Raw genomic sequence first — 24,061 nt, 5'->3', positions numbered from 1 at the left:
TTCGTCGCCCACAACTACATTCTCGGCCCGCCACTTCTACCGATTCGGCGGGTCAGGGGCGGCGGCGGGTCAGGGGCGGCGGCGGGTCAGGGGCGGCGGCGGGTCAGGGGCGGCGGCGGGTCAGGGGCGGCGGCGGGTCAGGTCGCGACGCAGGACCTTGGGGAGGTACGCAGCGCCGGAGCTCTGGGCCGCGGCGGCGTCGTCGGGGTTGGAGATGCGGCAGCGCTGCAGGGAGAGGCAGCCGCAGCCGATACAGGAGTCGAGGTTGTCGCGGAGGCGCTCGAGAGCGTGGATCTGCTCCTCGAGGCGGCGGCGCCAGTGCTTCGACATCCGGGCCCAGTCGGCCTTGGTGGGCGTGCGGTCCCCCGGCAGGCAGTCGAGCTCGGTCCTGATCTCCTCCAGGGACAGCCCGACGTTGGCGGCCGCCCTGATGAAGGCGAGCCGGCGCAGGACGCTGCGCTCGAACGTGCGCTGCCCGCCGGACGATCGCTCCGCCCGGATCAGGCCCTGGCTCTCGTAGTAGCGCACCGCGGAGGCCGCATAGCCGCTTCGCCGGGTCACCTCGCCCATCGTGAGCAGGTCATGGGTGTTCATCTCACTCTTCTCTGTCACAGCTCTTGATCTCAAGTTCACTTTAGGTTGAATGCTAGCGACCATGAACAGATCACACAACGAAGTAGCCGTCATCACCGGCGGCTCCGCCGGGCTGGGGCTCGCCCTCGCCGAGACACTCCTCGACCGGTCGTGGAACGTCGTCACCGACGCCCGCGACGCCGACCGCCTCCACGCCGCGCTGCCCGACCGGCCGCAGGTGACGAGCCTGGCCGGCGACGTACGCGACCCGGATCACCAGGACGCCATCGCCGCCGCCGTGGCGCGGCACGGGCGTCTCGACCTGCTCGTGCACAACGCCAGCGACCTCGGTCCGATGCTCCCGCTCGCCGAGGTCGCCGAGGGCGACTTCTCCCGCGTGCTCGAGACGAACCTGCTCGCGCCGCTCTCGCTCACCCAGCGGCTCCTCCCCTACCTGATCGCCTCACGCGGCACGCTCGTAGGCATCTCGAGCGACGCGGCGGTCGAGCACTACTCGACCTGGGGAACGTACGCCGCGAGCAAGGCCGCGCTCGATCACCTGGTCCTGACCCTCGGCGAGGAGAACGGCATCCGCGCGTACGCCGTCGACCCCGGTGACATGCGCACCGCGATGCACCAGGCCGCCTTCCCCGGTGAGGACATCTCCGACCGCCCCCTCCCGGAATCGGTCGTTTCGCACCTGCTCGCGCTGCTCTCCGGCGACGAGCCCTCAGGGCGCTACCGCGCCACCGATCTCGCACCCGTAGGAGCAGTCCGATGACGATGCTCGCCGAACGACCGACCACCATGTTCCCCTTCCCCGACGACACCACCGCTCCCGCGCCGGCGGAGTGGCGCGGCCTGGAACGCGGCGGCGTACGCCTGCTCGTGGCATCGCCGAGCGGCGTACGACACTCCCGGTTCCATGACCTGGCCAGCCACCTCTCCCCCGGTGATCTGGTCGTGGTCAACGACTCGGTGACCGAGGCGCGTCAGCTCGACGCCGACCTCATCGGACGCGGCCGGGTCGTCCTCCACCTCGCCCAGCGCCTCGACACGGGCTGGGTCGTGGAGATCCGCTCCGCGCCAGACGCCTCGCGGGCGGTGCTCGACGCGGCCGAGGGTGACGTCGTCGTGACCGCCGGTCTCCGGGTCACGCTGGCCGAGCCCTACCCCGGCGGCCGTGCCTCCTCCCCCACCGGGTCGGGCAACCGGCTGTGGCGCGCCGACGTCACCGGCGACGTGGCCGCCGAGCTCAAACGGGCGGGCCGCCCGATCGCGTACGGCTATCTCGACCGGCGCTACCCGCTCGACGCCTACCAGACGGTCTTCGGGCACCGCCCCGGGAGCGCCGAGATGCCATCGGCCGCCCGTCCGTTCACCCATCCTCTGGTCACCGACCTCGTCACGCACGGCATCCAGGTCGCACCCGTGACCCTGCACACCGGCGTCTCCTCCCAGGAGGCGGGCGAGGCCCCTGGCGCGGAGTGGTTCGAGGTCTCCGAGGCCACGGCCCGGTTGGTCGAGCAGACCAGGTACGCCGGCGGCCGTATCGTCGCGGCCGGCACGACCGTCACCCGGGCCCTGGAGTCGGCGGTCGTCCCGGCGACCGGAGCGGTCAAGGCGGCGAGCGGCTGGACCGACCGCGTCATCACCCCCGCCAATCCGCCGTACGTCGTCAACGGGCTGATCACCGGATGGCACGACCCGCAGGCCAGCCACCTGCTGCTCGTCGAGGCCGTCGCCGGCCCCGAGCTCACCCAGGCTGCCTACGACGCCGCTGTCGCCGGAGGCTACCTGTGGCACGAGTTCGGCGACTCCGCCCTCCTGCTCCCCTGACCCAGCCCGCCGAGTCCGCACATATGGCGAGCCGAATCGGTAGTTGTGGGCGACGAAACTCTACTTTCGTCGCCCATTTCTACAGTTTCGGCCCGCAGGTTCTACAGTCTCGGCCGCCTTTTCTACAGATTCGGCGAGGGGTGAGCGGGGCGGACGGGGGCTAGGAGAGAGTGCCCTCGGCGTAGGTCACGGGGGTGCCGACGGCGACGGTGCGGCCGACGGTGCACAGTCGGGTCTCGGACTTCTTGATCGCGTCCGGGAGGACCTTGCGGGCGGCGTCGCCGGCCTCGCCGTCGGGGAAGGTGATGTCGAAGGTGACCGAGATGTCGATCAGGCGGTTGCCCTCCTCGTCGCGGATCTTGGTGGCCGCGGCAAGAGCCTCGAAGGCCTCCATCGGCGACCGCTTGCCGGTGATGAAGTCGACGTCGAGCGCGCTGCAGCCGGCCAGGGCCGCGAGGAGCATTTCGACCGGCGTGAAGTCGGGGTCCTCGCCGTGGCCGAGCACCAGCGAGCCGCCGCGGGAGTTGGTCGCACGGAAGCGGTGCTCGCCGATCTTCTCCAGAGAAACCGAGCGCAGGTCGTCAGCAGAGGAAGTCATGGGGAAAGACTGCCATCTGCCCGTTAGCCTGTGCGACGTGAGCACCCAGAGCCTGCCCCTGCGCCGTGACGAGGCCGCCGCCCGAGCCAGTCTGCTGACGATCGACGACTACGACGTACGTCTCGACCTGGCCTCCAGCGAGAAGACCTACCGTTCGGTGACGACGATCCGGTTCACCTCGAGAGGCGGGCCGACGTTCGTCGACCTGAAACCGGTCTCGGTCGAGCGGATCAGCCTCAACGGCAGCCCGGTCGACCCGGCCACGCTCGCCAAGGGCCGCCTCCCGATCACCACGCAGGAAGGCGCCAACGAGCTCCTCGTCGAGGCCACGATGCCGTTCCGCAACGACGGTGAGGGGCTGCACCGCAGCGTCGACCCCGCCGACGGCCGGGCCTACGTCTACGGGATGTGCTTCATGGACGCCGCCCCGACGATCTTCGCCTGCTTCGACCAGCCCGACCTGAAGGCGCCCTACACCTTCCACGTGACCGCGCCGAAGGACTGGACGGTGATCGGCAACGCTCCGGGCACCCAGACCGAGCCCGGCGTGTGGGAGCTCGAGCGCAGCCAGCCGCTCTCGACGTACTTCGTCACGCTCGTCGCCGGCCCTTGGCACGTGATCGATGACGAGCACGACGGGATCCCGCTGTCGCTGAGCTCGCGGCAGAGCATCTCCGCCGACCTCGACAAGGACGCCGAGGAGCTCTTCACGCTCACCAAGCAGTGCTTCGACGAGTTCCACCGGCTCTTCGGCATCCGCTACCCGTTCGGCAACTACCACCAGGCGTTCGTGCCGGAGTTCAACGCCGGCGCGATGGAGAACCCGGGCTGCGTGACCTTCCGGGACCCGCTCATCTTCACCTCGCGGGTGACTCGCGGCATGCGGATCCAGCGGGCCACCACCGTCGCCCACGAGATGGCCCACCAGTGGTTCGGCGACCTGGTCACCCCGCAGTGGTGGGACGACCTGTGGCTCAACGAGTCCTTCGCCGAATACATGGGCAACCGGGTGACCGCAGAGGTGACCGAGTACGCCGACGCCTGGGCCGACATGTCCTACGCCCGCCGCCAGTGGGGGCTGACCGCCGACCAGCGCGGCTCGACGCACTCGGTGGCCGGCAACGGCGCCGAGGACGCGGTCTCGGCGCTGCAGAACTTCGACGGGATCTCCTACTCCAAGGGCTCCGCGATCCTGCGCCAGCTGGCCGCCTCCCTGGGCGACGACGTCTTCTTCGCGGGCGCGGTCGACCACTTCACCAAGCACCGGTTCGGCAACGCGACGATGCACGACCTGTTCGGCTCCTGGGCCTCGGCCGCTGCCGAGGCAGGGATCGAGTTCGACCTCGACACCTTCACCGCCCAGTGGCTGCTCACCGCCGGCCCGGACACGCTCTCCTGGGACCCGGCCAAGATGGTCGTCAACCGCACCGCGCCCTCGCTGCACCCGGCCGACCGCTCCCACACGTTCCGCGCGGCGATCCTCAACGGCACCCGCTGGACCACCGAGGACATCACGGTCAGCAGCGACCAGACGCCGCTGAAGGTCGCCGCCAACGCGGTCGTGCTCGACCCCTACGACGACACCTGGGCCGCGGCGATCCCCGACTGGGAGACCGTGCAGGCGCTGAAGGGTGCGATCGCCTCGATCACCGACGACGGTCTGCGCGCGGGCGTGTGGAACAACCTGCGCAGCGCCTGGTTCAACGCCGCGATCGACCCGGCCGACGTCATCGACATCGCCGAGGCGTCCCTGCCGATCGAGGACCTCGAGGACACCCCGCGGCGTACGATGCCGTGGCTGTTCGGCTCCGTGGTCCCGCTGGCCCCGGAGGGCGCCCGCGAGCGGCTCCACGACGCGGCGCTGCGCAAGCTCGCCGAGGTCGCTCCCGGCTCAGAGCTGCAGCTGTCCGCCTACCGAGCGGCGATCCGCTCGGCTCGCTCCGAGTCGCTGCTGCGGGAGTGGCTGGCGACTCCCCCGGCCGGCATCGAGACCGACCTCGACCTGCGCTGGCGCATCCTCGCCAAGCTCGCCGAGATCGGGTCGGCGACCCGCGAGGAGCTGCAGGCCGCGTACGACGCGGAGCCGGCCAACGACGCCCGCATCCACCACACCGGAGCCCTGGTCAGCATTCCCGACGCGGAGGCGAAGGCGTACGGCTGGTCGGTGTTCACCGGCGAGACCGATCTGCCCAACTACGACATCCTGGCCGCCGGGCGAGCGTTCTGGAGCGGTCCGGCCGAGCTCACCGAGAGCTATGTCGAGCGCTACTTCGACGAGCTTCCGGCCACCGCCGAGAAGCGGTCCGGCTGGAGCCTCGCCGAGGCCGCCGAGGCGTTCTTCCCGAGCGGCTCGGTGACCGAGGAGACGGTCGTCGCCGCTCGGGCGGTCGTCCAGCATGATCTCGACCCAGGCGTACGCCGCCGGGTCTCCGATGCTGCCGACAACCTGCAGCGCCAGCTGGCGATCAAGATCACCTATCCGCGCACCTGACCCGGGCATGAGTGCTGCGACCCGCACCCTCGTCGCGGGTCGCAGGCTCGAATGTCCGTGGTCACCGATAGTTTTCGTTACATGCGGATCCTGCACACCTCCGACTGGCACCTGGGCCGGTCCTTCCACCGGGAGGGCATGCTCGGGCACCAGGCGGCGTACGTCGACCATCTCCTCGCCGTCGTGGAGCAGGGGAACGTCGACGTGGTGTGCGTCTCCGGTGACATCTATGACCGCGCCCTCCCGCAGGTCGACGCGGTTCGGCTGGCCTCCGAGGCGCTCTCTCGACTGGCTGCCTCGCGGGCGAAGGTCGTCATCACCAGCGGCAACCACGACTCGGCCCAGCGGCTCGGCTTCGGCTCCGAGCTCATCGACGCCGCCGGCATCTTCATCCGCACCGACCTGGCCGGAGTCGGCCGCCCGGTGATGCTTCCCGACGATCACGGCGAGGTCGCCTTCTACGGTCTCCCCTATCTCGACCCCGACGCCGCCAAGGCGTCGTGGCGACTGGAGTCCCGCTCCCACCAGGCAGCGCTCGGCGAGGCGATGCGCCGGGTCCGCGCCGACCTCGACAGCAGAGGCGGCCGCAGCGTGGTGATGGCCCACGCCTTCGTCACCGGGGCTGAGCCCTCCGACTCCGAGCGCGACATCTCTGTCGGTGGTGTGTCGATGGTGCCGGCCAGCCTCTTCGAGGACATCTCCTACGCCGCTCTCGGCCACCTCCACGGCCGCCACACGATCACCGAGACCGTGCGCTACAGCGGCTCCCCGCTGGCCTACTCCTTCTCCGAGGCCAACCACCTCAAGGGGTCGTGGCTCATCGACCTCGACGAGTCCGGCTTCGTCGCCAGCGAGTTCGTGGAGGCGCCCGTCCCGCGGAAGCTGGCCAGGCTGCGAGGCACGCTCGAGGAGCTGCTGAGCGACCCCCGCCACGGGGATCACGAACAGTCGTGGCTGCAGATCACCCTGACCGACAGGACCCGCCCGGCCCAGGCCATGGAGCGTCTGCGACGGCGTTTTCCGCACACGCTGGTGCTCGGGTTCGAGTCCACCGCACCGGTCCTGGGCGCGCTGTCTCGACCGGACCCGTCCCGCCCGCAGCGCGACATCGACCTGGTCACCGAGTTCGTCGCCGAGCTCCGCGGCGAGCCTGCCGCCAAGGCCGAGCTCGCGCTGCTTCAGACGGCGGTCGACGCCTGCTGTGAGGACCCCGAGGTGGACACGCTCGACTCGCGCGCCGGCGACGCCGAGGAAGAGGAGTGGCTCGAGGTGCTCTTCTGATGCGTCTCCACCACCTGGAGGTCGCCGCGTTCGGGCCCTTCACCGGCACCGTCGAGGTCGACTTCGACCAGCTTTCCGAGGCGGGGCTCTTCCTGCTCTCCGGAGCGACCGGCGCCGGGAAGACGAGCGTCCTGGACGCGGTCTGCTTCGCGCTCTACGGCGACGTCCCCGGTGACCGTTCGGTCGCGAAGCGGCTGCGCAGCGACCGCGCCCCGGCCGAGGTCGCGACGCGGGTCGTCCTGGAGGCGACGCTCGCGCAGCGACGCTTCCGGATCACCCGCTCGCCGTCGTGGGAGCGTTCCAAGCGGCGCGGCGCGGGCACCACCACCCAGCAGGCGTCGGTGGTGCTCATGGAGCAGGTCGGCGAGGAGTGGCGCACACTCACCACCCGTCTCGACGAGGCCGGCCATCTGGTCTCAGATCTTCTCGGGATGACGCTGACCCAGTTCGTGCAGGTCGCGATGCTTCCCCAGGGCCGCTTCCAGGCGTTCCTCCGCTCCAGCGCCGAGGAACGCAAGCGGCTGCTCGAGCGGCTCTTCCGCACCGAGCGCTTCGCGGATGTCGAGCGCTGGCTCCGGGAACGCCGTGTCGAGCTCCGGCGCCGCTCCGAGGAGCTCAACGCCGGCGTCGCCGAGGTGGTCAGCCGGACCAGCGAGACCGCCGCCGTCACGCTCCCCGAAGACTGGGACGTCCACGATCTCGGACTCCCCGCCGGCGACGGCGCCATCGCGACCTGGGCGCGCGCTCTCGCCGAGGAGGCCACCGAGGCGCAGGCGGTCACCTCCGGCGCCGCGATGGAGGCCCTGGCAGCGGAGGCGGAGACCCTCGACGCTCTCGACGCCGCCCGCGCGATGGCCGAGAAGCAACGCGGCCTCCGCGCCGCCGCTGCCGCCGAGACCCGGCTCGTCGCAGCGGCCGAAGAGCAGCAGGATCGCGTACGCCGCGTCGAGGCCGCCCAGCGCGCCGAAGCCGTCACCGGGGTCAGCGAGCTCGCCGACCAGGCCCGGCGTGAGCACGAGCAGACGACCGCCCTGGCTCCGAGCGACCTGACCCTGGCCGATGCCAAGGCAGCCCTCGAGCGGGTATCGGCGCGTCTCGCGCAGGCGCGTGCCCTCGAGCCCGTCCAGCATCGCCTCGACGAGGTCACCCGCGAGCTCGCCGCCACCCGCACCCAGCGCGACCATCTGCTCACCCAGACGCGCGAGCAGGCACAGCTCGCCGAGGAGCTGCCCCAGCAGGTCGAGTCGCTCACCGCGGACCTGGCGGCGGCCACCGACGCGGCTGCCGCGATCCCGGTGCTACGTACGCAGGTCGCGGCGGTGACCGAGGTCGGCCGACTGACCGGAGAGCTCGTCGAGGCCCGCGCCAGGCACGAGGCGGCCAGGACGGCAGCCATGGAGGCGCGCACCCACTATCTCGACGTACGCCAGGCCCGGCTGGACGGCATCGCCGCCGAGCTCGCCGGTGCCCTCGCGGTGGGCGCGGACTGCCCCGTGTGCGGGTCCCACGAGCACCCTCACAAGGCTTCCCCGGCCGATGGAGCCCCCGATGCCGCGGCGGAGAAGACCGCTCAGACAGCCTATGACAACGCCAGCGCCGAGGAACACGCTCGCGACCAGCACGTGCGCGACCTGAGCACCCGTCTTCAGCTCGCCCAGGAGGCCGCCGGGGAGACCGATGAGCCTGCCGCGGCGATGGCCGAGCGCCTGGCCGGTCTGGAGCGGCAGGCCGCCCGCGAGCCGGGCCTGCGCGCCGAGCTCGCCTCCGTCGAGGAGCGCCGAGCCCGCTCGGCGACGCTCCGTGCCGAGCTGGAGACCCGTGCCGCCGAGCTCGAGACCACGCTGCGTCACCTCACCGAGGAGCGCGCGCGGCTCGAGGAGCAGCTGGGCGACGTCCGTGGTGACCACCGTGATCTGGGCGCCGTGCTCGCCGCTCTCGACCGCGACCACCGGGCCGCGGTCACCGACCTCGAGCGCCTCGAGGCGGCCGCCCGCGCCGCCGAGGCCCTCGCCGCAGCCGAGCGCACCCTGACGGCCACCGCGGTCCGCGCGGGCTTCGGCTCGCCACAGAGCGCGCTCGCCGCCGCACTCGCACCGGAGCGGGTCGCCGCCCTCAACAGCCAGATCAAGGCGTACGCCGACAGCTTGGCGGCTGCCCGAGCGACCCTGGACTCCCCCGGCGCCGCCGAGATCCTCGCCACCGACGAGCCCGACCTGCCCGCGCTCTCGCTCGCCCACCGCAAGGCCGCCGACGCCGCAGACGCCGCCCGCTCGGCAGCAGACACCGCGGACGCCCGGGCCGCGCGCCTCGACTCCCTGCAACGCGACCTCACCCAGGCGCTCTCCACCTGGGCGCCGGTGCGCGGCGACCTCGAGATCGCGGCCCGGCTCGCCTCCTTCGCCGAGGGGAAGAGCAGCGACAATCAGCTGCAGATGAGCCTGTCGGCCTACGTCGTGGCCTACCGCCTCACCCAGGTCGTCGCGGCCGCCAACGAGCGGCTGGCGAAGATGAGCGACCAGCGCTACGCCCTGGAGCACTCCGCGGCCAAGGGCGCCGGAGACCGCCGCGGCGGCCTGGCGCTGATGGTGCGCGACGACTGGTCGGGCGAGTCGAGAGACCCCGCCACCCTCTCGGGCGGCGAGACCTTCGTGGTCTCCCTCGCCCTCGCTCTCGGTCTGGCCGACGTCATCATGAACGAGGCCGGCGGCCAGATGCTCGACACCCTCTTCGTCGACGAGGGCTTCGGCTCGCTGGACGCCGACACCCTCGACGACGTGCTCGACGTCCTCGACACGCTCCGCGAGGGCGGGCGCATCATCGGCGTGGTCAGCCACGTCACCGAGATGCGCGAGCGCATCCCCACGCAGCTCGCGGTCGCCAAGGGTCGCGAAGGCTCCACCCTCGAGATTCACGGCACCTGAGCCCAACCGGCCGAGGCGTCACTCCCGTCGTTCGAGGCGTCACCCGCGTGCCGTCTCGGCCGGCGCGGGTGACGCCTCGACAGGTCACTCGGCGAAGGACTCCACCGGCGGGCAGGAGCAGATCAGGTTGCGGTCGCCGTAGGTGTTGTCGATGCGAGCAACAGGGGGCCAGTACTTGTCGGGATCGATACCGCTGGGGAAGACGGCCTCCTCGCGGGAGTAGGGGCGGTCCCACTCACCGACGAGCGCACGAGAGGTGTGCGGGGCGCCGCGCAGGACCGAGGTCTCGGCGGTCCACTCGCCCGAGGCGACCCGGTCGATCTCGCCCTTGATCGCGATCATCGCCTCGATGAACCGGTCCAGCTCAGCGAGGTCCTCGGACTCGGTCGGCTCGACCATGAGCGTGCCGGCGACCGGGAAGGACATGGTCGGGGCGTGGAAGCCGTAGTCGATGAGCCGCTTGGCGACGTCGTCGACCGTCACCCCGGTCTCCTTCGTCATCGGCCGCAGGTCGAGGATGCACTCGTGGGCGACCAGGCCGCTCTCACCGCGGTAGAGCACCGGGAAGTGCCCGCCCAGCCGCGCGGCCACGTAGTTGGCCGACAGCACGGCCGCCGATGTCGCCCGGGTCAGGCCCTCGGCGCCCATCAGGCGGACGTAGGCCCACGAGATCGGCAGGATGCCCGCCGAGCCGTACGGAGCGGCCGAGATCGCGCCGATGCCCGAGCGCTTCGAGGCGTCGGGGTGCAGCGAGTGCGACGGGAGGTAGGGCGCCAGGTGGGAGCGGACCGCGACCGGACCGACGCCCGGTCCGCCGCCGCCATGCGGGATGCAGAAGGTCTTGTGCAGGTTGAGGTGGGAGACGTCGCCGCCGAACTCGCCGGGCTTGGCGTAGCCCAGGAGCGCGTTGAAGTTGGCACCGTCGATGTAGACCTGACCGCCGGCCGCGTGCACCAGCTCGCAGACCTTGGTGATGCCCTCCTCGTAGACCCCGTGGGTCGAGGGGTAGGTCACCATGATCGCGGCGACGTTCTCGCCGTGGGCGTCGAGCTTGGCCCGCAGGTCGTCGAGGTCGACGGTGCCGTCCTCGGACGACTTCACGACCTCGACCTTCATCCCGGCCATCACGGCCGAGGCGGCGTTGGTGCCGTGCGCCGAGGACGGCATCAGGCAGATCTTGCGGTGGCCCTGTCCCTGCGCGTCGAGGTAGCCACGGATCGCCATCAGGCCCGCGAACTCACCCTGCGAGCCGGCGTTCGGCTGGATCGAGACCTCGTCGTAGCCGGTCACCTCCGCCAGCCATCCCTCCAGCTCACCCACGAGGCGCGCGTAGCCGGCAGCGTCCTCAGCGGGAACGAACGGGTGCAGGTCGGCGAAGCCCGGCAGCGAGATCGGCTCCATCTCGGTGGTCGCGTTGAGCTTCATGGTGCACGAGCCGAGCGGGATCATGCCCTTGTCGAGCGCGTAGTCGCGCCCCGCCAGCTTGTGCAGATAGCGCAGCATCTGGGTCTCGCTGTGGTGGGTGTTGAAGACCTCGTGGGTGAGGTAGTCGGTGGTGCGCAGCAGAGCGTCGGGCAGCGCGCTGGCCGAGGTGCGGTCGATCTCCTCCAGGTCCATGCCCGAGACGCCGAAGGCGTTGAGCACGGCCGACAGCGTCGAGCGGGTGGTCGCCTCCGAGGTGGAGATGCCGACGGTGTCGGCGTCCACCAGACGAAGGTGTACGCCGAAGCGGCGCGCGGCGGTGACGACGTCGGCCGCCCGCCCGGGCACGGTGACCCCCAGCGTGTCGAAGAACGTCTCCGAGACCAGCGGGAGACCGGCCGACCGGAGCGCGGCCGCCAGCACAGCGGCGTAGCGGTGGGTGCGGGTCGCGATCGTCCGTAGCCCCGCGGGGCCGTGGTAGACGGCGTACATCGAAGCGCCGACGGCCAGCAGCACCTGCGCGGTGCAGATGTTGGAGGTCGCCTTCTCCCGGCGGATGTGCTGCTCACGGGTCTGCAGGGCGAGGCGGTACGCAGGTCGCCCCTCGGCGTCGACGGAGACGCCGACCAGGCGACCGGGCAGGTGCCGCTCGATCCCCTCGTGGACGGCCATGTAACCGGCGTGCGGGCCGCCGTAGAAGAGCGGGATGCCGAAGCGCTGGGTGGAGCCGACGACGACGTCGGCGCCGAGCGTGCCGGGCGCCTCCAGGACGGTCAGCGCGAGCAGGTCGGCAGCGACCACCGCGAGCGCGCCGCGCTCGTGGGCGGCATCGATGACCGGCTTCAGGTCGGGCACCCGACCGGAGGCGCCGGGGTACTGCACCAGCACGCCGATCAGATCACCCTCGGGCAGGCCCTCGGAGAGGTCGGCCACGACGACCTCGAGGCCCATCGCCTCGGCGCGCACCTTGACGACCTCGATCGACTGCGGCAGGGCGTCGGCGTCGATGACGAACGGAGCACTGCCATTCTTCTGGGCGACCTTCCGGTTGGCCCGGTGCACCAGCGCCAGTGCCTCAGCGGCCGCGGTGCCCTCGTCCAGGAGCGACGAGTTCGCCACCGGCAGGCCGCTCAGGTCGCCGACCATGGTCTGGAAGTTGATCAGGGCCTCGAGGCGGCCCTGGGAGATCTCGGGCTGGTAAGGCGTGTAGGCGGTGTACCAGCTCGGGTCCTCGAGCACGTTGCGACGGATCACCGGCGGCGTCACGGTGGCGTGGTAGCCGAGCCCGATCATCGCCTCGCCGGGCTTGTTGGATGCAGCGATCTCCCTCGCCAGCGAGGCGACCTGCGCCTCGGACAGCGCGCGCGGAAGGTCGAGCGACTCGACCGACCGGATCCCGGCCGGGACGGCGGCATCCATCATCTCCGCTACCGAGTCATACCCGAGCCGCGAGAGCATGGTCTTCTCGTCGGCGGCGGAGAGCCCGACGTGGCGCTCCACGAACGGGGAGGCGGCATCGAGCTCGGACAGGGTGGGCGTGTCGGACACAGTGGCTCCTGAGGGCATCTAAGACAACTCGTAAGCCCTCCCCCTCTGTCACCGCACATGCACGGCTTCAGAGTTGCCTGGTCCGCACAGTCGTGGGTGCCTGAGAGTTTCCGGGGAGGAATTGCCCCTTCGGCGCCCCAACACGTGGGGCTCTCCCGTGCGGGATGGTCAGCAGCCCCAGCATAAAGGACGAGCCCCTGAGGCCCCGCCTTCGCGGGGCCTCAGGGGCCGGTGTCGACTGAGTCCTATCTCACCCGGCGGTGCGGGCGGCGCGCCTGGCGGCCAGCTCGTCGGACATCGAGGCGACGTGTTCGCCGTCCTCGGACGTACGCTCGCTGGGCAGCTCGGCGAGAGTCCCCTCGACCTCGCGCCAGACACCGCCGATGGCGATGCCGAAGACACCCTGTCCGCCTTGGAGCAGGTCGATGACCTCGTCGTTGCTGGTGCACTCGTAGACCGAGGCGCCGTCGCTCATCAGGGTGACGCGGGTCAGGTCGTCGGTGCCCCGCTCGCGCAGGTGCTGCACGGCGGCACGGATCTGCTGCAGCGAGATGCCGGCGTCGAGCAGACGCTTGATGACCTTGAGGATCAAGATGTCGCGGAAAGAGTAGAGCCGCTGCGTGCCCGAGCCGGTCGCGCCGCGCACGCTCGGCTCGACGAGACCGGTGCGCGCCCAGTAGTCGAGCTGGCGGTAGCTGATCCCGGCCGCGTTGCAGGCCGTCGGCCCGCGGTAACCGGTGTCGCTGGGCAGGGTCGAGACATCGTCGGTGAAGAGAAGGCCCTGCTCGTCAGCCTGCTCCGCCGCGCGTTGCGCGTCGTCGGCGCCGTCGCCGGGCTTCTGTTCGTGGTCGAACACGATGTCCTCCATCGTCTACTCCGTTGTGCGTAACTCCACTCGGGGAATGAACGGCTGCGGCGGGGGGACCACACCGTTGGAGTTACAACAGAGACAATTACAAGGTAAGCGCCGTAAGCGCCCTGGTCAAAGAACCCTCCCCGGCGTGTCGCCGCCGCTAACTCTCAAGCTCAACTTGAGGGTTAGGGTCAGTGGGACTCGAAGTCCTCGGGCGTGATCTCGTCGAGGAACTCGCGGAACTTCTCGATCTCGTCCTCCTGCTCGGCCGGGACCGCGAGGCCCGCCTCGTCGAGGACTTCGTCGGAGACCACGATCTTGGTGCCCGTACGCAGCGCCAACGCGATCGAGTCCGAGGGTCGCGCGCTCACCTCGACACCCGAGGCGAAGACCAGGTTGGCGTAGAAGACCCGGTCGGTGACCGAGGTGATCTGCACCTCGGTCAGCTCGTTGCCGGTCGCCTCCACGACGTCCTTGAGCAGGTCGTGGGTCAGCGGTCTCGGCGGCACCACACCCTGCTGGGCGAAGGCGATCGCGGTCGCCTCGACCGCGCCTATCCAGATGGGCAGGTATCGCTCACCTGCCACCTCGCGCAGCAGCACGATCGGCTGGTTGGAGGGCATCTCCACTCGGACTCCGAGCACATCGACCTCGCGCATGCGTCCACCCTACCCGGTCGCTTGAGCAGCCTCAGCGCTCGCGCAGGCCCGACTTCACCAAGGTGGCGTGCAGACGCACCGCCAGCGACGCGATCTCGCTGCCGATCTCCTCGGCCCTGCCCTGCGCTCCGGCGTTGCCGGGACGCCTCAGCGGCGCGACGATCTGCTCGATGAGACCGACCTCGCGGTCGGCGGCGGCCTTCATCCCGCGCAGATGGCGGGGCTCGATACCGAACGCGGCCAGCTCCTTGGCCGTGCGCGCGATCGTGAGGGCGTCGGTGTCGTAGTGACCGCTGCGCAGCGGAACCACCAGCGCCATCCTCTCCAGCTCACTCAGGAGCGAGTCGTCGACCTCGGCGATCTTGAGCAGCTCGCGTCGCGAGATCCTCATGTTGTCCGTACGCCGGAACGACTCGGCCCCCGGCGCACCGTCGGGCGTCAGTGCGACCGTCGGCACCGTGGGCACGGTCGGCTCGATCTCCGGCGGCTCGAGGCCGCGGTCGATCGCGTCGAGGTGCTCGCCGATGACCTTGAGGGGCAGGTAGTGGTCGCGCTGCATCCGCAGGACGTAGCGCAGTCGCTCCACGTCTCGGCGGGAGAACTTGCGGTAGCCCGCGGGCGTACGCTCCGGCTTGATCAGTCCCTTGTCCTCGAGAAACCGGATCTTCGGGATGGTTACCGTCGGGAAGTCGGGACGCAGCTGGTCCAGGACCTGCCCGATGTTGAGCCGCTCCCCCGAGTCGCTAGCCGGCCGTTGAGGGTCAGGCGTGGCGGCGGCGGCCATGACTACGCCCCTTCGTGCCCGGCGTAGAAGACGAGCCGGAACTTCCCGACCTGGACCTCGTCCCCGTCCTTGAGGACGAACTTCTCGATCCGGTCGCGGTTGACGTAGGTGCCGTTGAGACTGCCGACGTCGGAGACCTCGAACGTGTCACCGGTGCGCGCGAACTCCGCGTGGCGACGCGAGACGGTGACGTCGTCGAGGAAGATGTCGCTGTCCGGGTGGCGACCCGCGACCACGGTGTCCTGGTCGAGCAGGAAGCGGCTTCCGGCACCGGGACCACGCTGGACGACGAGCATCCCGTTGCCCGGCGGCAACGCCTCGACGGTGGCCGCCTCGATCGGGCTGAGCACCCGGTCGGAGGTGTCGGCGTCAGCTCCGAGCTGGATCGTCGACGTCTGGTCGGTCCCGGTCAGGCTTACGCCACACTGCGAGCAGAACCGCGCTTGGTCGGGGTTCTGGCTTCCGCAAGCGGGGCACACGGACATTTGAGCTCCAGGTTCATCGAGGGCCGGGCACATACCCTCAAGTGAACGTTGAGGGATGGTATCCGCAACCTATCAGGTCGGCCCAGGTGTTCGGTTGACTTACGCGTCGAGTGATGCCTCGTACGCCGCGGCGTCGAGGAGGCTCTCCAGCTCAGCAGGATCGGCCGGGTTGATCTCGAAGAGCCAGCCACCGCCGTAGGGGTCGTCGTTGACCAGCTCGGGCGTCGCGTCGAGCGAGCTGTTGACCGCGACGACCTCACCCGAGATCGGCGCGTAGATGTCGCTGACGGACTTGGTCGACTCGAGCTCGCCACAGCTCTCGCCGGACTTGATCGTGTCGCCGACGGTGGGCATCGAGACGTAGACGATGTCGCCGAGAGCGTCCTGGGCGTAGTTGGTGATCCCGATCCGTACAGACCCCTCGGTCTCGCCGGGGTTGCGCAGCCACTCGTGCTCGCTGGTGTACTTCAATTCCTCGGGGTACACGGGTATCTCCTCATCAGGCGTACTGGTCTGGCAGCGGTTGATCGTCCCGCGGAGCCGGTGTACGAAACCCTACTGCGCCGCACTGTTGAAACCTTCAGCGGGACACGGTGTGAATCGACTCGATGTCGATCTTCTCCTCCGACTCCACGTCGACCTCCGCACCCTGCTCCTCGAGCTGGTCCTGCGGGCCCTGGTAGAAGTCGATCGCGCCGGCCAGCGTGTCGGGTGGCCCGATCACCTTGAGACGGTAGGGCGGGCTGATCAGCTCGCCGCCGACGTTGAGACCCGACGCGGGCTGGCTGACCTCGATCGAGGACGACGCGACCAGACGCACCGCCTCGCCGTCGGCCCCCTCGAACTCCATCGCCTCGGCACCACTCGTTCGCAGCTCCTCGATCAGGTCGAGGAGCGCGGTCAGCCGCAGCGGGTCGCTGCCGGGGTCGATCTCGATCGTGATGCCCGGCCCACTGACCGGCACCGTCCCGGCGATCACCCGCAGGGTGTCGACCTGCTCCTCGGCGCGCTGCAGCGCCGTCTGCTGCTGCAGGGTCTGGTCCTCGAGCTCGTCGCGGGTCGCCTCGAGCTCCTCGATCTGCTCCTGGGCCTTCTGCGTCGTCCCGGCCAGGCCGGAGAGGATGTCGATCAGCTCCTGCTCTCGCAGGCCGGCGTACGTCGAGTCCTCGGTGTTCGTCTGGACCTGCACCACGGCCGCGTAGCCGAGGATGCAGAGCAGGACCGCCACTGCCACCTGGCCCCGCCTGAAGTGGGTGAGCGCGTCGAAGAGCCGTGCCCGGCCGACCAGCGGCGCGGGCTCCTCCTCGGGGTCTTCGGTGGCCTCGGGCTCCGCGGTCTTCTTCGGCTCCTCGGGCTCGGGGACCTCGGCCACGTCGTCGGACTCGTCGGACTCGTCCGGGACGTCCTCGTCCTCGCGGGTGTCGGGGTCTTCCTGCTCGTCGGCCTTCTCCGCCGCGGGTTCATCCGCCGCGGGTTCATCCGCCGCGGGTTCATCCGCCGCGGGTTCATCCGCCGCGGATTCGTCCGCCTCGGGTTCATCCGCCTCGGCCGATTCATCAGACTCGTCGTCGTCTCGCCCCGGGTCGACCGCCGGCTGCTCCGCCGCTGCCGGTTCGTCCATGTCATCGGTCTCGTCGGTCGCCTCGACGGTGGCGTCGTCGGGCTCCGCCTTCGCCGCTTCGGACTCGTCCGGCTCCTCGGCCTCGGCCGTGGCCGCGGCGTCGTCGGCGTGGTCGGTCGTCTCGGACGCTTCGGCCGGCTCGCCGCTCGGAGCCTGCTCAGCCGGCGGCGTACCTTCGTCCTCGGGCGTGGCGACGTCCTCGCTGACGGCTTCCTCCGCGGACGCCGCAGGCTTCTTCGCCGCAGCCTTCTTCGCAGGAGACCGCTTGGCCGCGGTCCGCTTCACCGCCGGCCGCCTCTTCCGGTCAGGCATGGAAGATGTGCCTCCGGATGGCTGCGACGTTGGTGAAGATCCGGATGCCGAGGACGACGATGACGCCCGTGGACAGCTGGCCGCCGACACCGAGGCGGTCACCGAGGTAGACGATGCCGGCGGCGATGACTACGTTGCTAATGAACGAGACGACGAAGACCTTGTCGTCGAAGATGCCGTCCATGAACGCGCGCAGGGCACCGAAGACGGCGTCGAGCGCGGCGACGACGGCGATCGGCAGGTATGGCGCCAGACCGACTGGCACCTCGGGCTGGAAGAGCAGGCCCAGCACGATGCCGATCACTAGGCCGATGACGGCGATCATTCTTCGCGGTCCCCTTCGCTGTTCTGTTCAGAGTCTTCGTCGGTGTTGGTCGGCTTCGCCGAGCCCTTGGAGCCCTTGGAGCCCTTGTCCTCGGACTCGGTCCCGAGGTGAGTCAGCTCCAGCAGGTCGGACGGCGCCGCCGGAAGGGTGAGTCGCTCGATGTTCTCGACCTGGTACGGCATTCCATAGTCCTGAGTCGTCGTGTGGATCATCGCCCCGGAGACCGTCTCGGCGAAACGTGCGGCAAGCGTACGCGTGTCACCGATGGCCGACACCTCATATGGCGGTGAGAGCGAGACGTCGTTCATCCGGAGGGTGGCGCCGGAGGTGATCACACCGCTGCGCGGGGTGACCCGCTGGCCGTCCACGGCCACCGCGGTCGCGCCCGCCTGCCACAGCCCGTTGACGATCACGGCGAGATCGTAGTCCCGCACCGTGCCGCCCTCGGAGCCGTCCGCGGCGTTGTCGATCGTGATCCTGATCCCGGAGCCGGTCACCGGGGCGAACCCGGTCCTCTCCGCGGTCGCGGCAGCCGCTGCGGACGCGGCCTCCGCCCGCTGCCCGAGTGCGTTGAGCGTGGCCTCTCGACGCTGGGTGTCCTCGCTCAGCTCGGAGATCTCCCGGTGCAGGCCGGCGACACTCTCCTGGCGCTGTTCGATGCGGTCGACGAGGACCTGCCTGCTGGTCTGGCGGACGTCCTCGTTGCGGGAGGTCTGGACCGCGGCGGTCGTGGCCAGCAGCGCGAAGAGGCCGACGACGACCATCGCCCACAGCCCGGGCCGGCGGCGGGTCGGCTCCTCCCCCGACGGGTCCCGCCGTTCGGCAGCGGCCTTGTAGTCGGAGTCGACCGCCTGGTCGGTGATGCGGTCCAGCAGCGGCTTGGTGACGTAGTCGCGCAAGTCCTCGCCGGGGATCTGGTCAGGCAGGTCAGGCACGAGACGCCCCGCCCTTCTCCAAGGGTGGCGTGGTGGCCATCAGGCGACGCACCTCCTGAGCGTAGAGGACCAGGCTCCACCACAGCAGCAGAATCCCCCACAGCGCGAACGCCCAGCCGAACGCCTGCGCCAGCTGGATCGGCAGGCCCGGCTCCAGGCCGAGGTCGAGCTTCTCGGGGATGTCATGGCTGAGGTAGAGCAACGGGAACGAGGCCAGCAGGAAGAAGGCGGCCACCTTGCCGAGGAGATGGACGGGCAGCGTACGCACGCCGCGGCTGCGCAGCGCCGGGACCATCGCCAGCAGACCGAGCAGCCGCAGCGGAACCAGCAGCGCGATCGGCCACGGGATCACGTCGATCTGCCAGAGCGCGAACGTAGCAGCCAGGACGAAGACCGTGTTGGCGGCCACGTCGAGCCGCTCTCCCGAGCGGCGCCGGTCGAGCTCCTTGCGGGTCAGCCAGCTGTCGAGCAGGTCGGTGACCACCGCGAGACCGAACGCCGCCAGCGCGATGGTGTCGTCCTTCGCGATCAGCACGGCCCACAGCATCACCGGGGCGTAGAAGAGGCGGAGGATGCTGAGCAGCTTGCCGAGCCGATGTCCTGAGCTTGTCGAAGGGACGGGCTGGTTGCGGTTGGCAGAGCCCTGCGGTCGCGGTCGCGAGCCCCGGCCAGGTTGCTGGCGGGGATCACCGGATCGACGGTTGGGCATCTGCGAGCTCCCCTCGGTCACTAGACGCGGCACGGACCAAACCCTAGTCGGTAGGGGTGGATTCATCGGCGTGGGCGGCGTCGCGGATCTCCCCGACCAGCTCCTCGATGACATCCTCCAGCGTCGCCAGCCCGATGGTGCTGCCGTCCTCGCGGACGACCCGGGCCAGGTGGGCGCCGCGACGCTGCAGGGTCTCGAGCGTCTCATGCAGCGCGTCGTCCGGCGAGACGGTCGCAAAGGGACGGATCCACTTGTTCTGGACCGGCTGCTGGCGGCGGACGTCATCAGGCTCGAGCACATCCTTGATGTGCAGGTAGCCGACCAGGTCGCCGCTCTCCTCGGCCACCGGGAACCGGCTGTAGCCGGTGGCGGCGCACACCGTCTCGATGTCGGCGCCCGAGGCACCGCGTGGCACGATCGTCCAGTCGGCGATGGGGATGGTCACCTTGTCGACCGTCTTCTCGGTGAAGCCGAGCGCACCGGCAAGGCGACCGTACTCGTCCTCTTCCAAGAGCCCCTCGCCGCGCGACTCCTCGACCATGGCAGCCACCTCGGCGCGGGTGAACGCGGAGCTCACCTCGTCCTTGGGCTCGATGCCGAGCGCTCGGATGCACATGTTGGCGGCGTAGTTGAAGGCGACGATGATCGGCCGCAGCACGTAGACGACCGCGTAGATCGCCGGGCCGAGGACCAGGGCGGCCTTGTCGGGACCGGCCAGCGCGATGTTCTTCGGCACCATCTCGCCGACCACCACGTGCAGGTAGGTGACCACGAGCATCGCGATCACGAACGCCACCGGGTGGTGGAACGCCTCGGGCAGGCCGACCAGGTCGAAGCCGGGCTCGAGCAGGTGCGCGAGCGCCGGTTCGGTGATCGCCAGCAGCAGCACCGAGCAGACGGTGATGCCCAGCTGGGCGCCGGCCATCATCAGGCTGATGTTCTCCATCGCCCGCAGGGTGATCTTGGCCATCTGCGAGCCGGCCTGCGCGGCGGGCTCGATCTGGCTGCGCCGGGCCGAGACGAGGGCGAACTCCGAGCCGACGAAGAATCCGTTGGCGAGCAAGAGCACCAGGCCGAGCAGCAGCCCCATGGTGGTCGACATCAGCCGATCACCTTCATCGAGATCCGGTCGATCCTGCGCCCGTCCATGACCTCCACGGTGAGCCTCACGTACCTCGCGTACACGTCGTCGTCATCGGAGTCCGGCGGTGGGGTCCCGGGCACAGCCAGCTCCTCGCTCGCGCCGCGTTCGGGGATACGGCCCAGCAGGCTGAGCATCAGACCGGCGATCGTGTCGTAGTCCTCGCCCTCGGGCAGGGCGACACCGGTGATGTCCTCGACCTCGTCGGGGCGCAGCAGCCCCGAGAGCGACCAGCTGCCGTCGCGGCGCAGCCGGGCCCGGGCGCTGAGCGGGTCGTGCTCGTCGGCGATGTCGCCGACGATCTCCTCGATCACGTCCTCGAGGGTGACGATGCCGGCCTGGTCGCCGTACTCGTCGAGCACCACGGCCAGCTGGAACCCCTCGGATCGCAGCAGGGCCATCAACGGGTCCAGGCGGAGCGAGTCGGGGACGACGACCGGCTGCACCATGAGGTGCTTGACCTTGGCCGTGGACCGCTCGTGCACCGGTAGCGCCACGGCGGCCTTGACGTGCACGGTGCCGACGACGGCCTCGTTGTCGTCGAGCACCGGGAAGCGGGAGTTTCCCGTACGTCGGGTGAGCTCGATCAGCGCCTCGGCGCGGTCGTTGTGGTCGAGGCTGTTGACGCGTACGCGGGGCGTCATGATCTCCCCCGCCGTGCGGGTGCCGAACTCGACCGAGCGCTCCATGAGCTCGGCGGTGTCGGCGTCGAGGGTGCCCTGGTGGGCGCTGCGCTGGATCAGTGAGGACAGCTCGGCCGAGCTGCGCGCGGAGCGCAGCTCCTCCTGCGGCTCCATGCCCAGGCGGCGCACGATGGCGTTCGCGGTGCCGTTGAGCACCTTGATCGGCCCGCGCATGATCCGGGTGAAGGCCCGCATCGGCCCCTGGGTGACACGCGCGGTCTGCAGCGGCAGCGACAGGGCGAGGTTCTTGGGGACCAGTTCGCCGAAGAGCATCGTCACGATCGTGGAGAGGGTCAGTGCGACCGTCAGCGCGACCGGCGTCACTGCACCTTCGGGGAGGCCTGCAGTCAGCAACGGCGCATCGATCAGCTCTGCGATCGCCGGCTCCGACATCCAGCCGATGCCGAGGTTGGTCACGGTGATGCCGACCTGCGCGCCGGAGAGATTGCTGGAGAGCTCCTTCATCGCGCGGAGCACGCCCTGGGCACTCTTGTCGCCCTGCTCGGCGGCCATCTCCACCTGGGCGTGGTCGACCGTGACCAGAGAGAACTCAGCTGCCACGAACACTCCACAGGCGGCGACCAGCAGCAGCGCCAGGAGAATGAACAGCACCTCGGTCATCAGGCCGACCTCGATTGCCGCAGCGAGTGTGGATATTGGCCGGGTTGCGGTCCGTCCATCGGGGTTCAGATCGTCCTTAGCTGTTGGAAGTGCCGACAGCCTACATCGCTGTGGTTGCGCTGCCTGCGTCGCCGGGCCGCCCCGGCCGGCCCACGACGTTTTCCGGACACCATTGTCCAGAACGGCGGCATGAGCCTTGACACGTTGGGCCCGTTCGTCAACTCTTACGCGGCAGTAACCGACGATCCACGAGCCGAGGGAGCCTCCTTGATCAAGTCCTCGTTGTCCACGTCCGCGACTGCCACCTCGTGGCCGGCAGCCACGAGGCGTACGTTCCTGGCCGGTGCCGCCGGCGCCGCCGGCGCCGCGTCCGGACTGATCGCGGGCCCCGTCGCGGCCGCGTCTCCCCGTCGCGTACGACTGGTTCGGGAGGAGCACCGGGCAGTGGTCGTCGGCTCCGGGTTCGGCGGCGGGGTCGCAGCGCTCCGGCTGGCCGAGGCCGGGGTCCCGGTCACCGTGCTCGAGCGCGGTCGCCGCTGGCCGACGGGACCTGACGCGCAGACCTTCCCGACCGTGCGTACGCTCGACAAGCGGGTGCTGTTCCACACGACCGCACCCGCCGCACTGAGGCCGCTGCAGAAGCTGCTCGGCACTCCCCTGGACTTCGGTCCGTACGTCGGTCTGCTCGAGCCGATCCTCGGCCAGAACATGCTCGCCATGTGCGCGGCCGGTGTCGGCGGCGGTTCGCTGGTCTACCAGGGCATGACACTGCAGCCCTCCGCGGAGGTCTTCAACACCTGGTTCCCCAACGAGCTCGACTACGAGCTCATGGACCGGGTCCACTACCCGCGGGTCGCCAGGATGCTCGGCGCCGCGACCGCACCCGACGAGCTGATCGCCTCGGACAGCTATCGGGTCTCGCGGACCTTCGGCAAGCGTGTCGAGGCCGCCGGCTATGACCTGCAGAAGATCCCGATGCCGATCGACTGGTCCTATGCCCTCGCGGAGCTGCGCGGCGAGATGGCGCCGTCCTACACCAACGGCGACTGCGCCCTCGGGGTCAACAACGGCGGCAAGCACTCCGTCGACGTCACCTACATCGAGCAGGCCGAGGCCACCGGGCTGGCGCACGTCGCCACCCGTCACAACGTGACCTCGGTGGCTCGTGCCGCCGACGGCCGCTGGGAGGTCCACGTCGACCGCACCGACGACGCCGGCGACGTGATCGAGCAGAAGATCCTCACGACCCGCGCGCTCGTGATGGCTGCGGGCTCGCTCAACACCAGCAAGCTCCTGGTTCGTGCCGCGGCCACCGGCACCATCCGTGACCTTCCCGACCAGCTCGGCCAGGGCTGGGGCACCAACGGCGACCGGATCTACATGTGGCGGCCCTTCGACGAGAACCTCACCGGTACACAGGGCGGGCCTGTCGTCTACCAGAGCCAGGACTGGGCCGACCCGACCACGGCCAACACGGTCATCCAGGCGTCGTTGCCACCGCTCCCCCTCGGCCTCGATCTGGGCGCCACCATGCTGGTCGGCTTCGGAGTCAGCGCCGACCGGGGAAGCTTCCGCTACAACTCGCTGACCGACTCGGTGGGTCTGCGCTTCCCCTTCGGCGGCGACTCGGCAAGCTATCGCGCCATCCACGAGCGGGTCTCGAAGATCAGCGGCGGCATCGGTGCCCTGATCGACACCAATGCCATCGTCAACAGCACCTGGCACCCGCTCGGCGGCGCCAACATGGGCACGGTCTGCGACCTCGACGGCCGAGTCCAGGGCCAAGAGGGCCTCTACGCTCTCGACGGCGCCCTCATCCCCGGCACCACCGGGGCATGCAACCCGTCGATGACCATCGCCGCCGTCGCCGAGCGCGCGATGGACAACATCGTCGCCAACGACGTCGGGACAGTCATCTGAGCACCCAGCAGAACACTGCAATGCAAAATTCTGCAAAGTTTGCCAGAAAGGGGTGACAAGCCCCTAGATGATGGGGCAGCATTGTTCTTGCCCCGCTGGAGACCCGAGACTCCAGCGGGGCTCTTACGTTTTGCGGGCCTCACGACAGGTTGCGGACCACCGCGTTGAGGTCGGCCCGAAGCTTCTCCCGGTAGGTGTCGTGCTGCTCGGGCAGTCGGGCGTCGCAGAAGGCGGCCAGGTCGGTCCCGGTGACCTCGATGACGGGCCGTCCGGCGGCGGCTTCGGTCTCGAAGAGGTCGAGGACGTCGCGGAGGATGGCGACGATGTCCATCCCGTCGCC

Annotated in this window: 21 protein-coding genes and 1 riboswitch; of the genes, 6 read left to right on the top strand and 15 right to left on the bottom strand. The window is 70.0% G+C overall.

The genetic code is table 11. The features are described from left to right. Window positions 1-120 precede the first annotated feature (120 nt). A complete protein-coding gene (gene soxR / locus ABZZ22_RS23875) occupies window positions 121-594 on the bottom strand; it encodes a redox-sensitive transcriptional activator SoxR (protein ID WP_354936936.1) in 474 nt (157 codons plus the stop codon). A gap of 61 nt (window positions 595-655) precedes the next feature. On the opposite strand from soxR, the gene ABZZ22_RS23870 reads away from it, so the two are divergent. Together ABZZ22_RS23870 and ABZZ22_RS23865 are read left to right on the top strand one after the other, a co-directional pair. After that, on the top strand, window positions 656-1,354 hold the full coding sequence (locus ABZZ22_RS23870) for an SDR family NAD(P)-dependent oxidoreductase (RefSeq protein WP_354936933.1): 699 nt from the start codon (window positions 656-658) through the stop codon (window positions 1,352-1,354). After that, window positions 1,351-2,412, top strand: coding sequence for an S-adenosylmethionine:tRNA ribosyltransferase-isomerase (locus tag ABZZ22_RS23865; protein WP_354936930.1), 1,062 nt, complete (start codon window positions 1,351-1,353; stop codon window positions 2,410-2,412). Before ABZZ22_RS23870 ends, ABZZ22_RS23865 begins: the two co-directional genes overlap by 4 nt. A 160-nt stretch (window positions 2,413-2,572) precedes the next feature. Here the strand turns inward: ABZZ22_RS23865 and ABZZ22_RS23860 are convergent, their stop codons facing one another. Then, window positions 2,573-3,010 carry an OsmC family protein gene (locus tag ABZZ22_RS23860; protein WP_354936927.1) on the bottom strand — a complete coding sequence of 146 codons (438 nt, stop codon included), beginning with the start codon at window positions 3,008-3,010 and terminating at the stop codon, window positions 2,573-2,575. Between the two features lie 37 nt (window positions 3,011-3,047). Between ABZZ22_RS23860 and pepN the strand changes: the two genes are divergently transcribed. The 3 genes from pepN (at window position 3,048) to ABZZ22_RS23845 (ending at window position 9,703) form a co-directional block, all read left to right on the top strand. Next, on the top strand, window positions 3,048-5,501 hold the full coding sequence (gene pepN / locus ABZZ22_RS23855) for an aminopeptidase N (protein ID WP_354936924.1): 2,454 nt from the start codon (window positions 3,048-3,050) through the stop codon (window positions 5,499-5,501). 81 nt (window positions 5,502-5,582) lie between these two features. Beyond that, window positions 5,583-6,782, top strand: a complete 1,200-nt coding sequence (locus ABZZ22_RS23850; protein WP_354936921.1) for an exonuclease SbcCD subunit D — start codon at window positions 5,583-5,585, stop codon at window positions 6,780-6,782. Next, the gene (locus ABZZ22_RS23845; RefSeq protein WP_354936918.1) at window positions 6,782-9,703 is read left to right on the top strand and encodes an SMC family ATPase; all 2,922 of its coding nucleotides are present in this window, start codon (window positions 6,782-6,784) and stop codon (window positions 9,701-9,703) included. Before ABZZ22_RS23850 ends, ABZZ22_RS23845 begins: the two co-directional genes overlap by 1 nt. An 84-nt stretch (window positions 9,704-9,787) precedes the next feature. On the opposite strand, the gene gcvP is transcribed toward ABZZ22_RS23845, so the two are convergent. The 12 genes from gcvP to ABZZ22_RS23785 all read right to left on the bottom strand — a co-directional run bounded on the left by gcvP (window position 9,788) and on the right by ABZZ22_RS23785 (window position 21,801). Then, window positions 9,788-12,673: an aminomethyl-transferring glycine dehydrogenase gene (gene gcvP / locus ABZZ22_RS23840; RefSeq protein WP_354936915.1), complete on the bottom strand. Its 2,886-nt coding sequence runs from the start codon at window positions 12,671-12,673 to the stop codon at window positions 9,788-9,790. 77 nt (window positions 12,674-12,750) lie between these two features. Then, window positions 12,751-12,841: riboswitch (glycine riboswitch) on the bottom strand. Between the two features lie 82 nt (window positions 12,842-12,923). Continuing rightward, the gene (locus tag ABZZ22_RS23835; RefSeq protein ID WP_354936912.1) at window positions 12,924-13,541 is read right to left on the bottom strand and encodes a MerR family transcriptional regulator; all 618 of its coding nucleotides are present in this window, start codon (window positions 13,539-13,541) and stop codon (window positions 12,924-12,926) included. Window positions 13,542-13,717: 176 nt separating this feature from the next. Beyond that, entirely contained in the window at window positions 13,718-14,185 is a 468-nt protein-coding gene (locus tag ABZZ22_RS23830; protein ID WP_165112639.1) for a bifunctional nuclease family protein, read from the bottom strand. Between the two features lie 31 nt (window positions 14,186-14,216). After that, on the bottom strand, window positions 14,217-14,969 hold the full coding sequence (locus tag ABZZ22_RS23825; RefSeq protein WP_354936908.1) for a MerR family transcriptional regulator: 753 nt from the start codon (window positions 14,967-14,969) through the stop codon (window positions 14,217-14,219). Between the two features lie 2 nt (window positions 14,970-14,971). After that, window positions 14,972-15,454 carry an FHA domain-containing protein gene (locus ABZZ22_RS23820; RefSeq protein ID WP_354936905.1) on the bottom strand — a complete coding sequence of 161 codons (483 nt, stop codon included), beginning with the start codon at window positions 15,452-15,454 and terminating at the stop codon, window positions 14,972-14,974. Window positions 15,455-15,553: 99 nt separating this feature from the next. Then, window positions 15,554-15,940: a glycine cleavage system protein GcvH gene (gene gcvH, locus ABZZ22_RS23815; RefSeq protein ID WP_354936902.1), complete on the bottom strand. Its 387-nt coding sequence runs from the start codon at window positions 15,938-15,940 to the stop codon at window positions 15,554-15,556. A 94-nt stretch (window positions 15,941-16,034) separates the two neighbouring features. Then, complete coding sequence (locus tag ABZZ22_RS23810) at window positions 16,035-17,387, bottom strand: DUF881 domain-containing protein (protein ID WP_354936899.1); 1,353 nt, start codon at window positions 17,385-17,387, stop codon at window positions 16,035-16,037. Then, window positions 17,380-17,712 carry a small basic family protein gene (locus tag ABZZ22_RS23805; RefSeq protein ID WP_179657782.1) on the bottom strand — a complete coding sequence of 111 codons (333 nt, stop codon included), beginning with the start codon at window positions 17,710-17,712 and terminating at the stop codon, window positions 17,380-17,382. The genes ABZZ22_RS23810 and ABZZ22_RS23805 overlap by 8 nt, the downstream gene beginning before the upstream one ends. Further along, window positions 17,709-18,647, bottom strand: coding sequence for a DUF881 domain-containing protein (locus ABZZ22_RS23800; protein WP_354936896.1), 939 nt, complete (start codon window positions 18,645-18,647; stop codon window positions 17,709-17,711). The genes ABZZ22_RS23805 and ABZZ22_RS23800 overlap by 4 nt, the downstream gene beginning before the upstream one ends. Next, complete coding sequence (locus tag ABZZ22_RS23795; RefSeq protein ID WP_354936893.1) at window positions 18,640-19,356, bottom strand: CDP-alcohol phosphatidyltransferase family protein; 717 nt, start codon at window positions 19,354-19,356, stop codon at window positions 18,640-18,642. The genes ABZZ22_RS23800 and ABZZ22_RS23795 overlap by 8 nt, the downstream gene beginning before the upstream one ends. A 43-nt stretch (window positions 19,357-19,399) precedes the next feature. Then, window positions 19,400-20,458, bottom strand: coding sequence for a hemolysin family protein (locus tag ABZZ22_RS23790; RefSeq protein WP_354936890.1), 1,059 nt, complete (start codon window positions 20,456-20,458; stop codon window positions 19,400-19,402). Continuing rightward, a complete protein-coding gene (locus ABZZ22_RS23785; RefSeq protein WP_354936887.1) occupies window positions 20,458-21,801 on the bottom strand; it encodes a hemolysin family protein in 1,344 nt (447 codons plus the stop codon). The genes ABZZ22_RS23790 and ABZZ22_RS23785 overlap by 1 nt, the downstream gene beginning before the upstream one ends. A gap of 189 nt (window positions 21,802-21,990) precedes the next feature. On the opposite strand from ABZZ22_RS23785, the gene ABZZ22_RS23780 reads away from it, so the two are divergent. Continuing rightward, window positions 21,991-23,721, top strand: coding sequence for a GMC oxidoreductase (locus tag ABZZ22_RS23780; RefSeq protein ID WP_354936884.1), 1,731 nt, complete (start codon window positions 21,991-21,993; stop codon window positions 23,719-23,721). 139 nt (window positions 23,722-23,860) lie between these two features. Here ABZZ22_RS23780 and ABZZ22_RS23775 read toward each other — a convergent pair. Next, a partial coding sequence (locus tag ABZZ22_RS23775; protein WP_354936881.1) for a DUF1048 domain-containing protein occupies window positions 23,861-24,061 on the bottom strand: 201 nt, incomplete at its 5' end.

The organism is Nocardioides sp. NPDC006273 (genome assembly GCF_040613495.1).
Taxonomy (GTDB): domain Bacteria; phylum Actinomycetota; class Actinomycetes; order Propionibacteriales; family Nocardioidaceae; genus Nocardioides.
Note: the sequence above shows the minus strand (reverse complement) of the source record. Positions and strands in the feature narration are given on the sequence as shown.

Bases quoted from the DNA above. Each gene is read 5' to 3' on its own strand.
- ABZZ22_RS23835 (WP_354936912.1), bottom strand. From the start codon at position 13,541: ATGGAGGACATCGTGTTCGACCACGAACAGAAGCCCGGCGACGGCGCC.
- ABZZ22_RS23790 (WP_354936890.1), bottom strand. From the start codon at position 20,458: ATGTCGACCACCATGGGGCTGCTGCTCGGCCTGGTGCTCTTGCTCGCC.
- ABZZ22_RS23820 (WP_354936905.1), bottom strand. From the start codon at position 15,454: ATGTCCGTGTGCCCCGCTTGCGGAAGCCAGAACCCCGACCAAGCGCGG.
- ABZZ22_RS23785 (WP_354936887.1), bottom strand. From the start codon at position 21,801: ATGACCGAGGTGCTGTTCATTCTCCTGGCGCTGCTGCTGGTCGCCGCC.
- ABZZ22_RS23850 (WP_354936921.1), top strand. From the start codon at position 5,583: ATGCGGATCCTGCACACCTCCGACTGGCACCTGGGCCGGTCCTTCCAC.
- ABZZ22_RS23795 (WP_354936893.1), bottom strand. From the start codon at position 19,356: ATGCCCAACCGTCGATCCGGTGATCCCCGCCAGCAACCTGGCCGGGGC.
- soxR (WP_354936936.1), bottom strand. From the start codon at position 594: ATGAACACCCATGACCTGCTCACGATGGGCGAGGTGACCCGGCGAAGC.
- ABZZ22_RS23805 (WP_179657782.1), bottom strand. From the start codon at position 17,712: ATGATCGCCGTCATCGGCCTAGTGATCGGCATCGTGCTGGGCCTGCTC.
- ABZZ22_RS23825 (WP_354936908.1), bottom strand. From the start codon at position 14,969: ATGGCCGCCGCCGCCACGCCTGACCCTCAACGGCCGGCTAGCGACTCG.
- ABZZ22_RS23830 (WP_165112639.1), bottom strand. From the start codon at position 14,185: ATGCGCGAGGTCGATGTGCTCGGAGTCCGAGTGGAGATGCCCTCCAAC.
- ABZZ22_RS23860 (WP_354936927.1), bottom strand. From the start codon at position 3,010: ATGACTTCCTCTGCTGACGACCTGCGCTCGGTTTCTCTGGAGAAGATC.
- ABZZ22_RS23810 (WP_354936899.1), bottom strand. From the start codon at position 17,387: ATGCCTGACCGGAAGAGGCGGCCGGCGGTGAAGCGGACCGCGGCCAAG.
- ABZZ22_RS23845 (WP_354936918.1), top strand. From the start codon at position 6,782: ATGCGTCTCCACCACCTGGAGGTCGCCGCGTTCGGGCCCTTCACCGGC.
- ABZZ22_RS23865 (WP_354936930.1), top strand. From the start codon at position 1,351: ATGACGATGCTCGCCGAACGACCGACCACCATGTTCCCCTTCCCCGAC.
- ABZZ22_RS23870 (WP_354936933.1), top strand. From the start codon at position 656: ATGAACAGATCACACAACGAAGTAGCCGTCATCACCGGCGGCTCCGCC.
- ABZZ22_RS23780 (WP_354936884.1), top strand. From the start codon at position 21,991: ATGAGCCTTGACACGTTGGGCCCGTTCGTCAACTCTTACGCGGCAGTA.